The organism is Streptomyces sp. NPDC002754 (genome assembly GCF_053592315.1).
The window spans coordinates 39,776-52,514 of sequence record NZ_JBSFVM010000016.1 but is presented as its reverse complement, the minus strand read 5'-3'; the positions used below and the strand labels follow the sequence as shown (position 1 = coordinate 52,514).

The following is a 12,739-nucleotide window of genomic DNA, read 5'->3' as shown; positions in this document are numbered from 1 at the left end:
CGGCTCATACCCAGGTGTCGAACCACATCCGCGACCGCCACGAATCGACCGGAATCGCGTCCCCCGTGTAGATCGGCCAGAAGTAGATGAAGTTCCACGCGATCAGCAGGACGAGGGCGCCCGCGCCCGCCGCGCCGATCACCCGCCGTCGCTCCGGTGAGCCCGGTTTGCCGATGATCGCGCCGAGCATCATCGCCAGGGCCAGGCAGAGGAACGGGGCGAAGACGACCGCGTAGAAGTAGAAGATCGTCCGCTCCTGGTAGTTGAACCAGGGGAGGTAGCCGGCCGCGATGCCGCACAGGATCGCGCCCGCCCGCCAGTCGCGGCGGAAGAACCAGCGCCACAGCACGTACAGCAGCGCGAAGCCGGCCGCCCACCACAGCAGCGGTGTGCCGAGGGCGAGGACCTCGCGGGCGCACTTCTCGGTCGTGTCGGCCGGACAGCCGTCGACGCCCGGCTTCGGCGACTCGTAGAAGTACGAGACCGGGCGGCCGTCGACCATCCAACTCCATGGGTTCGACTGGTAGGTGTGCGGCGAGCTGAGCGTGGTGTTGAAGTTCCACACCTCGTGCTCGTAGTGCCACAGGCTGCGCACCCAGTCCGGCAGCCAGGTGAAGCTGCCGCCCTTGCCGTCGGTCGCCGCCCAGTTGCGGAAGTAGCCGCCCGAGCCGTCGGCGGGGGAGAGGATCCAGCCGAGCCAGGACAGGACGTACGTGGCGATGGCCACGGGGACGGTCGAGACGAACGCCGGGACGACGTCCCGCTTCAGGACCGCGCGGTACGGACGCTCGGCGCCCGCCACCCGGCGCGAACCCACGTCCCACAGGACCGACATCAGGGCGAAGGCGGCCAGGAAGATGAAGCCGTTCCACTTCGTGGCCGCGCCGAGCCCCAGGCACAGCCCGGCGAGCAGCCGCCAGGGGCGCCATCCGAGGCGCAGCGTCTCGGCGATCTCGACGTCGGGGTGCGGAAGGCCGTGCTCGTCCACGGGCAGCGCGGCGGCCAACTGCCCGCGCGTGCGCTCCCGGTCGAGCACCAGGCAGCAGAACGCCGCCACCACGAAGAAGACGAGCACCGAGTCGAGCAGCGCGGTGCGGCTCATCACGTACGAGAGTCCGTCGACGGCGAGCAGCGCGCCCGCCAGGCAGCCGAGGAACGTGGAGCGGAAGATGCGGCGGCCGATCCGGCAGACCATCAGCACGCACAGCGTGCCGAGGACCGCCGTCATGAACCGCCAGCCGAACGGGTCGAACCCGAACATCCACTCGCCGATGCCGATGACGTACTTGCCCACCGGCGGATGCACGACGTACGAGGCGTCGTGCGGGACCGGTACGTTTCCGCCCGTGGCCAGGATCTTGTCGTTGATGTCCTTGGGCCAGTCCACCTCGAAGCCGCGGTGGATGAGCGCCCAGGCGTCCTTCGCGTAGTACGTCTCGTCGAATATCACGGCCTTCGGGCTGCCCAGGTTCCAGAACCTGGCGAGGCCCGCGACGAGCGTGACGAGCAGCGGTCCGACCCAGCCGACGATCCGCTCCGCCTGCGCGGCGCTGTACCGGCTCAGCCCGAAGGACGCCCACAGGCGGCCCCCGAGCGGCGGGAACGGCGGCACCAGGCGCGCGCCCACGTCACCGTCTCTCACCGGCGCCCGGTAGCCGAACCTGCGCAGCCCGCGCAGCCACGACGACTGCTGCGGCTCCGCGGTGGCGGCCTGCTCGGTCGGTGAGCTGGTCGGAGTCGCCCCGGACGACGACGCGGTACTGGTCACGCGCGCCATCGTAGGGAACGCGACTGTGCGAGTCCCGTCCCCCTGGCCCTGCGAGACTGGAACGGTGACAGGAACCGCTGAATCCGCAGAAGCCCCCGGAACCCTTGTACTGGCGGGCACGCCCATCGGGGACGTGTCGGACGCGCCGCCGCGGCTCGCCCGGGAGCTGGCCACCGCCGATGTCGTCGCCGCCGAGGACACCCGGCGCATGAAGCGGCTGACGCAGGCGCTCGGGGTGCAGGTCGGCGGGCGTGTCGTGTCGTACTTCGAGGGCAACGAGTCGGCGCGCACGCCGGAGCTCGTCGAGGCGCTCGCCGGTGGGGCGCGGGTGCTGCTCGTGACGGACGCGGGGATGCCGTCCGTGTCCGACCCCGGCTACCGGCTTGTCGCGGCCGCCGTCGAGCGGGACATCCGTGTCACGGCCGTGCCGGGTCCCTCCGCCGTGCTCACCGCCCTCGCGCTCTCCGGGCTCCCCGTCGACCGCTTCTGCTTCGAGGGCTTCCTGCCGCGCAAGGCGGGCGAGCGGCTCTCCCGCCTCAAGGAGGTCGCACAGGAGCGCCGCACCCTCGTCTACTTCGAGGCCCCGCACCGCCTCGACGACACCCTCGCGGCGATGGCCGAGGCCTTCGGCGCCGACCGCCGCGCCGCGGTCTGCCGCGAGCTCACCAAGACGTACGAGGAGGTCAAGCGCGGCCCCCTGAAGGAGCTCGCCGAGTGGGCCGCCGAGGGCGTACGTGGCGAGATCACGGTCGTCGTCGAGGGCGCGCCGGAGAAGTCCGGCGACGAGCTCACCCCCGCTGAGCTGGTGCGCAGGGTGCGCGTGCGCGAGGAGGCCGGGGAGCGGCGCAAGGAGGCGATCGCCGCGGTGGCCGCCGACGCGGGGCTGCCCAAGCGCGAGGTGTTCGATGCCGTGGTGGCGGCAAAGAATGCGGAGCGAACCGCCCCATAGGCGCGTAAAGGACTAACCTGAAAAGCAAAGCGAAGACCGTGCGCCAGGCCTGTTTCGGCAGGGAAAGGCCAAATCGGATCCAATAGTCGGCAGGCCTTTTGCGCTCGGCCCGGTGGAGGCGTCCACTGGTTGAAGGGGACGCACCCGTCCCCACGCTGCCGCAGGGCGGCGTTTGTCCAGCGGCAAGAGGAGCTGGCATGAGCGAGTTCGCGGTCTCCAAGACAGACATTGGTGCACAGGCGCCCCCGGTCCCGAATCGCAGCGCGGCGACAGCCATCGCCCACGAGTCGTATTCCTTCGCCTGCATGCGGTGCGGGCACGGCTGGGAGCAGTCCTACGAGATCGAGCACCACGTCGACGGGGAGGGTGCGGAGTTCGTGATGTACGTGGTCCAGGGCGAGCGGGTGCCGTCGCCACTGACCCGGCCCACCTGCCTGAACTGCGAGGGCCACGTCGTGCGCATCATGCGCGCGGGGCGCGTCACCTCCGCCCGCGACGCGATGCAGCAGCACCGCACCCCGCAGGCCGGCCCGGTGGAGGTGCCGGAGCCGGACGCGGTGGAGCGCGAGGGCGACCACCACTGGCACCTGTCGGACCTGCTGCACCCCTTCGCCCACCACAAGAAGGCCGAGTGACACCGGCTTCGTAGGATCGGGGGCATGAGCCCCAGCACCAAGGACGTCACCCCGCCGCCGCTGCCCGCGCCCCTGAAGGTCGAGGTCGCCGACTCCCACACCCACCTGGACATGCAGGAGGGCAGCGTGGAGGAGGGCCTCGCCAAGGCGGCGTCGGTGGGTGTGACCACGGTCGTCCAGGTGGGCTGCGACGTCGCGGGCTCTCGGTGGGCGGCCTCCGTGGCCGAGGAGCACGCGCGCGTGCACGCGACCGTCGCCCTGCACCCCAATGAAGCGCCGCGCATCGTGCACGGCGACCCCGACGGCTGGTCCCGGCAGGGCGCGCGGGAGCCGCTGGGAGACGCCGGGCTCGACGAGGCGCTCGCCGAGATCGACCGGCTCGCCGCCCTCCCGCACGTGAAGGGCGTCGGCGAGACCGGCCTCGACCACTTCCGTACGGGCCCCGAGGGCAAGGACGCCCAGGAGAAGTCGTTCCGCGCCCACATCGAGATGGCCAAGCGGCACGGCAAGGCGCTCGTCATCCATGACCGCGACGCGCACGCCGATGTGCTACGCGTCCTCAAGGAGGAGGGTGCGCCCGAACGCACCGTCTTCCACTGCTACTCCGGCGACGCCGAAATGGCCCAAATCTGCGCGGAGAACGGCTACTTCATGTCGTTCGCGGGAAACGTGACGTTCAAGAACGCGCAGCCGCTGCGGGACGCGCTCGCGGTGGCCCCGCTCGAACTGATCCTGGTCGAGACCGACGCGCCCTTCCTCACGCCCGCCCCGTACCGCGGTCGGCCTAACGCCCCGTATCTCATTCCGGTCACGCTGCGGGCGATGGCCGGGACCAAGGGCGTCACGGAGGAAGCCCTCGCGACGTCGGTCTCCGCCAACACCGCGCGTGCCTTCGATTACTGAGCGATAACGGTCACGGGCGCTCGCGTCCGCTCACCTTCGGGCAAAGTCGCCACACAGGGTGACCGTGGTGCTTTGGAGAGTGACGAACGCTCCGCTAGGTTCTGCTCGCCTGATCCGCCCCTCCCCGGGGGCGGACATCTGTGAGTGCCTGGAGCGTCGTCGTGAGCATTACGCCGCAGGAGACGTACGAGCGGTATGAGCCGTACGGGACGCCGTATGAGGCGGGGGCGCGGGTCCCTGAACCGGCGGCGCCCGGCGGGCGGGCCGTCGCCAGGCGGGCCGCCCGCCGCAGGAAGGTGGCGCAGCGCCCCGAAGTGCTGCGCAGGCTGCTGCCGCAGGCGCTGGTCGTCGCGTTCCTCGCGGGCGGCACGTCCGCATTCGTCGCCGACGACAAGGCGATCCACCTCACGGTCGACGGCAAGGAACGCACCCTGCACACCTTCGCCGACGACGTCACCGAACTCCTCGCCGACGAGGGTGTGGACGTCGGCGACCACGACGTCGTGGCGCCCGGCGAAGGGGCCGAGCTGGCCAGCGGGGACGAGGTCGCGGTCCATTACGGGCGCCCGGTCCGGCTCACCCTCGACGGGCAGCGCCGCGAGGTGTGGACGACGGCGCAGACCGTGCACGGGGCGCTCAGGCAGCTCGGGGTGCGGGCGGAGGGCGCGTACCTCTCGGCCTCGCGCTCCCAGCGCATCGCCCGCCACGGACTCGACCTCGACGTGCGCACCGAGCGCAGCGTCACGGTCATGGCCGACGGCAACCGTCGCACCATCCGCACGAACGCGGCGACCGTGGGCGAGGCCGTCCGGGACGCGGGCGTCACGCTGCACGGGCAGGACACCACGTCGGTGCCGCAGAGCAGCTTCCCGCGCGACGGGCAGGTCATCACGGTGATGCGGGTGACGGGGAAGAAGGAGGTCCGCGAGGAGGCGATCCCCTACGCGAGCGAGCGCACCGAGGACGCCTCGCAGTTCCAGGGCACGGAGATCGTCACGCGGGCCGGTGAGCCCGGCATGCGGCGGGTCACGTACTCGGTGCGGACCGTCAACGGGGTCAGGATGAAGCCGCGACGGGTGCGGCAGGAGGTGGTGCGGGAGCCGCGTACGCAGCAGGTCAGGGTCGGTACGAAGCCGATGCCGACGTCCGTCGGCGGGGCGGATTCCCTCAACTGGTCCGGGCTCGCGGCGTGTGAGTCGGGTGGGCGGCCGGGGGCGACGGATGCGACCGGGACGTACGGGGGGCTCTACCAGTTCGACACGCAGACCTGGCAGAGCCTCGGGGGCTCGGGGCGGCCCCAGGACGCGCCTGCCGCGGAGCAGACCTACCGGGCGAAGCGCCTCTACGTCAGCCGCGGCGCGACCCCATGGCCCCATTGCGGCTCCCGCCTCTAGGCATTCAAGCCCCGCCGACGATTGAGGCGCGGGGTCCGGGGCGGAGCCCCGAGGCCGCAACCCCGGCGCGGCCTTAAAAGATCGGGGTTCTGCCCCGCACCCCGCTGGCTCTCGTCCACAGTGCGGGGCTTAATCGAGGGGACCGCCCTCGCACGGATACCCTTGCGCGGTGAGTACCAGTGACCCCCAGGGCCCCCTCCTCGGCGCCGCGGACATCCGCGAACTCGCCGCGGCGCTGAACGTCCGGCCGACCAAGCAACGCGGCCAGAACTTCGTCATCGACGCCAACACCGTCCGCCGCATCGTCCGCACCGCGGAAGTGACCGAGGACGACGCCGTCGTAGAGGTGGGACCCGGCCTCGGTTCGCTCACCCTCGCCCTCCTCGAAGCGGCGCGCCACGTCACGGCCGTGGAGATCGACGACGTACTGGCCTCGGCCCTGCCCGCCACCATCGAGGCCCGCCTCCCGGCCAAGAAGGACGCCTTCGACCTCGTCAACATCGACGCGATGCAGGTCACCGAGCTCCCCGGCCCGGCCCCCACCGCCCTCGTCGCGAACCTTCCGTACAACGTCGCGGTCCCCGTCCTGCTCCACATGCTCGAGAGCTTCCCGACCATCGAGCGGACCCTCGTGATGGTGCAGGCCGAGGTCGCCGACCGGCTTGCCGCGGACCCCGGCTCCCGGGTCTACGGCGTCCCGTCCGTGAAGGCCAACTGGTACGCGGAGGTCAAGCGCGCCGGCCGCATCGGGCGCAACGTCTTCTGGCCGGCTCCGAACGTCGACTCGGGCCTGGTCTCCCTGGTCCGCCGCACGGAACCGATCCCGACGACCGCGTCACGGCAAGAGGTCTTCGCGGTCGTCGACGCCGCCTTCGCCCAGCGCCGCAAGACGCTGCGCGCGGCGCTCGCCGGGTGGGCGGGTTCGGCGCAGGCCGCCGAGGAGGCGCTCGTCGCGGCAGGCGTCTCCCCGCAGGCGCGCGGCGAAGCGCTCACCGTCCACGAATTCGCCCGCATCGCGGAGGCCAAGCAGCAGTGACATCGGTGACCGTACGCGTACCGGCCAAGGTCAACGTCCAGCTCGCCGTCGGCGGCGCCCGCCCCGACGGCTTCCACGACCTGGCGAACGTGTTCCTGGCGGTGGGCCTCTACGACGAGGTGACGGTGGCGGAGGCGGACACCTTCGCGCTCACCTGCACGGGACCCGGCTCCGACCAGGTCCCCCTCGACCGTACGAACCTGGCGGCGCGGGCGGCGTACGCGCTGGCCGCGCGGCACGGCCTCGGCGAACCCGCCGTCCACATCCACATCGCCAAGGACATCCCCGTCGCCGGTGGCATGGCGGGCGGCTCCGCGGACGCCGCGGGCGCGCTGCTCGCCTGCGACGCGCTCTGGGGCACGAACGCTCCTCGCTCCGAACTTCTCGACATCTGCGCCGAGTTGGGCAGCGATGTGCCGTTCAGCCTGGTCGGCGGTGCGGCGCTCGGTACCGGGCGGGGCGAGAAGCTCGAACTCCTCGACGTGGGTGGGGAGTTCTGGTGGGTGTTCGCGGCGGCGGACGGCGGCCTGTCCACCCCGGCGGTGTACGGCGAGTTCGACCGCCTCAGCCCCGACGCTCCCGCCGAGCCCGTCGCGGCGCCCGCCCTCCTGGAGGCGCTGCGCACCGGCGACGTCGAGGCGCTCGCGGCCACGGTCAGCAACGACCTGCAGCCCGCCGCGCTCTCCCTCTTCCCGTCCCTGAAGGACACGCTTGAGGCGGGCAGGTCGGCGGGGGCGCTGGCCGCGCTCGTCTCGGGCTCGGGTCCGACGACCGCGTTCCTCGCGGCGGACGAGTCCTCGGCGAAGCGCGTGGCCGCGGCCCTCTCGGAGTCCGGCCTCTGCCACACAGCCCGCGCGGCCCCCGCCCCGGCCCCGGGCGCCACCCTCCTCTGACCCGGCACAGGGCCCAGCCCCGGGGCTTGATCTTTCAAGCCCCGCCGGCGATTGAGGCGCGGGGTTCGGGGCGGAGCCCCGAGGCGGGGGGAACGGGTGGCCGGGTCCTCCGGTGGGCCGACTACGCTTGAAAGTCGGCCCACCCCCGTGGCCCACCCCCCGGAGCGGAGCGAAATGGCAGTCAATCTGGTCAACGTCGAGAACGTCTCGAAGGTCTACGGCACCCGTGCCCTCCTCGACGGCGTCTCCCTCGGCGTACAGGAAGGCGACCGGATCGGCGTCGTGGGACGCAACGGAGACGGCAAGACCACCCTCATCCGGATGCTCGCCAAGCTGGAGGAGGCCGACACCGGACGCGTCACCCACAACGGCGGCCTGCACCTCGGCGTCCTCACCCAGCACGACTCCCTCGACCCCGAGGCCACCGTCCGCCACGAGGTCATCGGCGACATGGCCGACCACGAGTGGGCCGGCAGCGCCAAGATCCGCGACGTGCTCACGGGCCTCTTCGGCGGCCTGGACCTGCCCGGTTTCCCGCAGGGCCTGGACACCGTCATCGGCCCCCTCTCCGGCGGCGAGCGGCGCCGTATCGCGCTCGCCCAGCTGCTCATCGCCGAGCAGGACCTGATCGTCCTCGACGAGCCGACGAACCACCTCGACGTCGAGGGCATCGCCTGGCTCGCCCAGCACCTGCGGGCCCGCCGCTCCGCCCTCGTCTGCGTCACGCACGACCGCTGGTTCCTCGACCAGGTCTGCACCCGCATGTGGGACGTGCAGAAGGGCACCATCTTCGAGTACGAGGGCGGCTACTCGGACTACGTGTTCGCGCGCGCCGAGCGGGAGCGGATCGCCGCGACCGAGGAGACCAAGCGGCAGAACCTGATGCGCAAGGAGCTGGCCTGGCTGCGCCGCGGCGCCCCCGCCCGCACCTCCAAGCCGCGCTACCGCATCGAGGCGGCCAACGAGCTGATCGCCGACGTCCCGGAGCCGCGCGACAAGAGCGAGCTGATGAAGTTCGCGAACGCCCGGCTCGGCAAGACCGTCTTCGACGTGGAGGACGCGACGATCCAGGCCGGACCGAAGGTGCTGCTCAAGCACCTCACCTGGCAGCTCGGCCCCGGCGACCGAGTCGGCCTGGTCGGGGTGAACGGCGCGGGCAAGACGTCCCTGCTGCGCGCCCTCGACGAGGCCGCCCGCAGCCAGGGTGATGTCCAGCCGACCGCCGGAAAGATCATCGTCGGTAAGACGGTCCGCCTCGCCTACCTCTCGCAGGACGTGACCGAACTCCCCTCCTCCCTGCGCGTGTTGGAGGCCGTCCAGCAGATCCGCGACCGCGTCGACCTCGGCAAGGGCCGTGAGATGACCGCGGGCCAGCTGTGCGAGCAGTTCGGCTTCGCGAAGGACAAGCAGTGGACGCCGGTCGGAGATCTCTCCGGTGGCGAGCGGCGTCGGCTCCAGATTCTGCGCCTCCTCATGGACGAGCCGAACGTCCTCTTCCTCGACGAGCCGACGAACGACCTGGACATCGAGACGCTGACGCAGCTCGAGGACCTGCTCGACGGGTGGCCGGGCTCGATGGTCGTGATCTCCCACGACCGGTTCTTCCTGGAGCGCACCACCGACACCACGTTCGCGCTGCTCGGCGACGCCACCCTGCGGAATCTGCCGCGCGGCGTCGACGAGTACCTGGAGCGCAGGCAGCGCATGATCGCGGCCGCGTCCCCCGCCCCCGCGGCGGCCCCGGCCGTGGCAGCGAAGGCGGGGCCCTCCGCGGCCGATGTGCGCGCCGCGAAGAAGGAACTCCAGAAGGTCGAGCGGCAGATGGAGAAGATCTCCGAGAAGGAGACCAAGCTGCACACGCAGATCGCCGACAACGCCACCGACTTCGGGAAGGTCGCGAAGCTCGACGCGGAGCTGCGCGATCTGGTCGCGCAGCGCGAGGAGTTGGAGATGCGCTGGATGGAGCTGGCCGAGGACGCCTGAGTGAAGCTCGGCGTCGGGGGCGGGTGATAGAAAAGGGCCGCCGGGACGAGAACGTGCGGTCCGGCCCACGGCGACTGGCCTTGCCGAAACTCAACGTCCCCGAGGTACCCAGGTCATGACCCAGCCACCCCCACCCCGCCCGCCGAACGAACCCCCGTCCCCGCAGGGAGAATTCGGCGCCCCACCGCCCATGCCTCCGTACACCACCCCCGGTTACGGCACCCTGCGCACACCGCTCCCGCCCGAGGCCCGGACCCGCCTGGGCCAACAGCCGTACGGGCAGGACCAGTACGGGCAGGACCAGTACGAGCGGCTCCAGCGCGAGCAGTCGCAGTACGAGCAGGCCCAGCAGGGTCGTCCGCAGTCGCCCGCCCGCAGAAGAGTGCCGCCGATCGCGCTCGTCATCGGCGCCGCGGTCGTGGCCCTCGCGCTGATCGTCGGCGGCGGCTTCCTCTACGCCTCGACGTCCGGCGACGACCCCACCGCGGGTTCCACGGGCTCCGACAAGGACGGCGACGGCCTCGGCGGTTCCGGGGCGGAGCAGGCCCCGGCCGACCCGTCGGCCAGGGTGACGCTGCGGCTGCCCGCGCCGAAGGTGGCGAAGCGGCAGGTGGACAGCGTCCAGGGCTCCTGGCTGACCGACCGGACGTACGCCAAGGCGGGCGTGAACCAGCTCGTCGGATACGACGCCGCGAGCGGCCGCAAGACCTGGACCCTCCCGCTGTCGGGGCAGACGTGCGCGGGGACGGACACCGTCACCGACGACGCGCTCGCGGCCGTGGTCAGTGAGGCGGGCAAGCGGCCCGCCGACGGCGACCACAGGCCGTGCAGCCAGATCACCGTCTTCGACGTCAACACGGGGCACAAGCTCTGGACGCAGAGCCTGGGCCAGGGCTCGAACCGGCGGATCTTCGAGGAGCTCTCCCTCTCGGGCAACACGCTCGCGGCGGGCGGCGGCCTCGACGGCGGCGCCGCCTTCGACGTCAAGTCGGGCAGCATCCTGTGGCAGCCCGACACCGGCGAGTGCCAGGACCTCGGCTACCACGGCGGCGCCCAGCTCGTGACGGTCCGCAAATGCGGCACCTACGGCAAGCACGCGACGTACGACGTCCAGCTCTTGGACCCGGTCACAGGCCAGCCCAAGTGGTCCTACAAACTCGCCAAGGGCCTCGACAACGTAAAGGTCCTGTCCACCAAGCCGGTCGTCTTCGGCGTGGGAAAGGGCGTCGACGCGGCGGACACCATCACCGACGTATTCGCCCTGGACGGTCGCGGCAGGCTCGCGAGCAGGATCGCCATCGACCCCAAGAAGTACGACTTCGCCTGCGAGGTCGGAAAGACCGAGGGCTGCGCGAAGATCACCGTCGGTAGCGGTCGGATCTATTTCGCGACGCCGCCGCCCGAGGCCGACGCCGGCGCGGGGCGGTCCAACGAGATCGTGTCGTACTCCCTTGAGACCGGAAAACGCACGGGCGACCGCGTCACGGGAGGTGCGCACCATGACATCTTCCCGGTGCGCATGGACGGCGGGAACCTCCTGGCGTTCAAGACGGGATCCGCCGACAAGGGCAGCCGGATCGTCACGATCGACCCCCGGACCATGAAGCAGTCGACGCTGGTGGAAACGCCGGCGACGCCCGCCGTCCGGGAAATGATCACCGGCCTGGCGCCGGGCCGCTCGAATTCCGAACTCCGCTATTCCAAGGGGAGATTGTTCCTCGCCCAGCCCCTGATCGGCGAGCCCTACGCGGACGGCGGCAAGCGGTACACGGCGGTTGGATTCGGCACCGGCTGAGACACCGGCCGGAAGTGGTCGTGTACTCCCAAACATCCCTCAATGCACTGGATTTCAGCATGGAGGGCCGCTTCTGGTCGGTAAGGGGCGCGCAACCTCGAACAAGCGTGTAGCTTCCGGGGCATGAAGCAGGACGGGGAGTCGGGGGGCTCGCCTGTCCTTGGGGGGCCCGGGGGTTCGCGGGGACACCCGGGGTGGATTGGGGGGTTGGCCCGATGGGAGTGCGGCTGATGGTGGTCGACGACCACCGACTGCTGGCCGAGGCGTTGGCCTCGGCCCTGAAGCTGCGCGGGCACCGGGTGCTCGCGGCTGCCGCACCGGTGGCCGGAGCGGCGGATCTGGTCATCTCGCGGGCGCCCGAGGTCTGCCTGCTGGGCACGGCGACACCCGCGGAGCCCGGCACCTTCGACCCGGTGGTCCGCATCAAACGCGAGCGCCCGCAGGTGGCGGTCGTGGTGCTTGGCCCCGTCCCCTCGCCCAGAGGCATCGCGTCGGCCTTCGCGGCCGGCGCCTCAGGATACGTACGGCACGACGAGCGCATAGAGGGTGTCGAACGCGCCCTGATGAAGGCGCGCGCGGGGGAGGCGGCGGTGGCGCCCGCCCTGCTCCAGGGCGCGTTCGGGGAGTTGCTCAACCCGGCGGCCCAGCCGGACGACGAGGGGCAGCGGTTGCTCCAGATGTTGACGCCGCGCGAGGTCGAGGTCCTGGTGCGGGTCGCGGACGGCGAGGACACCCGGCTGATCGCGGCGGGCATGGGCATCGCCCCGTCCACGGCCCGTACGCATGTGCAGCGCGTCCTGATGAAGCTGGGCGTCGGCTCGCGCCTGGAGGCGGCGGCGCTCGCCGCGCGCACGGGGCTGCTTGACCGGGCGGGCCCGGTGGGCTCGCCGGAGCCGGAGTCCTGAGCTATAGTTGATCTTGCGTTGGTCGCCGCAACTCGCGGTGAACGACCGTGCGTTGGTGGTCCAAGGAAAGACGTCCCGCTTCCTGCGGGGAGATGCAGGTGCAAGGCCTGCCCGGCGCTCCAGCAGTCAAGGCCCGTTCCGCTTCGGCGGAACGGGCCTTGTGCGTTACTCCGACGGCTCCGCGGGCTCTTCCGGGGCCGCGGCCGGCGGCTCCGTGGGGCGCAGCTTCATCCAGGCCAGGAAGAACACCCCGAGGAGCAGCATGCCGATGCCGGTCCACAGGTTGATGTTGATGTCCTGGGCCTTCTTGAGGTCGGCGTCGGACGCCGTGAGGCCGGCGATGGTGACGATCACGCCGTACACCACGAAGAGGCCGCCGATGATGCGTCGCACGTCGAAGAGGCGGGCCGCCGTCGCCGACCTGGCCTCGAGTTCCTTCACTTCCTCGACGTGCTGGTTCATTTCGTCGCTCATGTCG

General features: G+C 71.3%; 11 protein-coding genes. 9 read left to right on the top strand and 2 right to left on the bottom strand.

Annotated features, from left to right (window positions below; genetic code table 11):
- Positions 1 to 4: 4 nt before the first annotated feature.
- Complete coding sequence (locus ACWD2L_RS26870) at positions 5 to 1,768, bottom strand: dolichyl-phosphate-mannose--protein mannosyltransferase (protein WP_351342628.1); 1,764 nt, start codon at positions 1,766 to 1,768, stop codon at positions 5 to 7.
- 64 nt (positions 1,769 to 1,832) lie between these two features.
- On the opposite strand from ACWD2L_RS26870, the gene rsmI reads away from it, so the two are divergent.
- The 9 genes from rsmI to ACWD2L_RS26825 all read left to right on the top strand — a co-directional run bounded on the left by rsmI (position 1,833) and on the right by ACWD2L_RS26825 (position 12,261).
- A complete protein-coding gene (rsmI, locus tag ACWD2L_RS26865; protein ID WP_351342626.1) occupies positions 1,833 to 2,717 on the top strand; it encodes a 16S rRNA (cytidine(1402)-2'-O)-methyltransferase in 885 nt (294 codons plus the stop codon).
- A 197-nt stretch (positions 2,718 to 2,914) separates the two neighbouring features.
- A complete protein-coding gene (locus ACWD2L_RS26860; RefSeq protein WP_351342625.1) occupies positions 2,915 to 3,352 on the top strand; it encodes a hypothetical protein in 438 nt (145 codons plus the stop codon).
- Between the two features lie 24 nt (positions 3,353 to 3,376).
- Positions 3,377 to 4,255 (top strand): TatD family hydrolase, encoded by an 879-nt coding sequence (locus ACWD2L_RS26855; RefSeq protein ID WP_351342624.1) that lies wholly within the window; start codon positions 3,377 to 3,379, stop codon positions 4,253 to 4,255.
- A 161-nt stretch (positions 4,256 to 4,416) separates the two neighbouring features.
- Complete coding sequence (locus ACWD2L_RS26850) at positions 4,417 to 5,649, top strand: ubiquitin-like domain-containing protein (protein ID WP_351342623.1); 1,233 nt, start codon at positions 4,417 to 4,419, stop codon at positions 5,647 to 5,649.
- Between the two features lie 169 nt (positions 5,650 to 5,818).
- Positions 5,819 to 6,685, top strand: a complete 867-nt coding sequence (gene rsmA / locus ACWD2L_RS26845) for a 16S rRNA (adenine(1518)-N(6)/adenine(1519)-N(6))-dimethyltransferase RsmA (protein WP_351342621.1) — start codon at positions 5,819 to 5,821, stop codon at positions 6,683 to 6,685.
- 5 nt (positions 6,686 to 6,690) lie between these two features.
- Complete coding sequence (locus ACWD2L_RS26840) at positions 6,691 to 7,578, top strand: 4-(cytidine 5'-diphospho)-2-C-methyl-D-erythritol kinase (protein ID WP_351342620.1); 888 nt, start codon at positions 6,691 to 6,693, stop codon at positions 7,576 to 7,578.
- Positions 7,579 to 7,752: 174 nt separating this feature from the next.
- Positions 7,753 to 9,561 carry an ABC-F family ATP-binding cassette domain-containing protein gene (locus tag ACWD2L_RS26835; RefSeq protein WP_351342619.1) on the top strand — a complete coding sequence of 603 codons (1,809 nt, stop codon included), beginning with the start codon at positions 7,753 to 7,755 and terminating at the stop codon, positions 9,559 to 9,561.
- Positions 9,562 to 9,676: 115 nt separating this feature from the next.
- A complete protein-coding gene (locus tag ACWD2L_RS26830) occupies positions 9,677 to 11,356 on the top strand; it encodes an outer membrane protein assembly factor BamB family protein (protein WP_351342618.1) in 1,680 nt (559 codons plus the stop codon).
- Positions 11,357 to 11,571: 215 nt separating this feature from the next.
- Complete coding sequence (locus ACWD2L_RS26825) at positions 11,572 to 12,261, top strand: helix-turn-helix transcriptional regulator (protein WP_351342616.1); 690 nt, start codon at positions 11,572 to 11,574, stop codon at positions 12,259 to 12,261.
- Between the two features lie 165 nt (positions 12,262 to 12,426).
- On the opposite strand, the gene ACWD2L_RS26820 is transcribed toward ACWD2L_RS26825, so the two are convergent.
- Positions 12,427 to 12,735 (bottom strand): hypothetical protein, encoded by a 309-nt coding sequence (locus ACWD2L_RS26820; RefSeq protein ID WP_451191975.1) that lies wholly within the window; start codon positions 12,733 to 12,735, stop codon positions 12,427 to 12,429.
- Between the last annotated feature and the right edge of the window lie 4 nt (positions 12,736 to 12,739).

Excerpts from the sequence above, each read along its gene's own strand:
- ACWD2L_RS26820 (WP_451191975.1), bottom strand. The coding sequence starts at position 12,735 with ATGAGCGACGAAATGAACCAGCACGTCGAGGAAGTGAAGGAACTCGAG.
- ACWD2L_RS26830 (WP_351342618.1), top strand. The coding sequence starts at position 9,677 with ATGACCCAGCCACCCCCACCCCGCCCGCCGAACGAACCCCCGTCCCCG.
- ACWD2L_RS26860 (WP_351342625.1), top strand. The coding sequence starts at position 2,915 with ATGAGCGAGTTCGCGGTCTCCAAGACAGACATTGGTGCACAGGCGCCC.
- ACWD2L_RS26855 (WP_351342624.1), top strand. The coding sequence starts at position 3,377 with ATGAGCCCCAGCACCAAGGACGTCACCCCGCCGCCGCTGCCCGCGCCC.
- ACWD2L_RS26835 (WP_351342619.1), top strand. The coding sequence starts at position 7,753 with ATGGCAGTCAATCTGGTCAACGTCGAGAACGTCTCGAAGGTCTACGGC.
- ACWD2L_RS26825 (WP_351342616.1), top strand. The coding sequence starts at position 11,572 with ATGGGAGTGCGGCTGATGGTGGTCGACGACCACCGACTGCTGGCCGAG.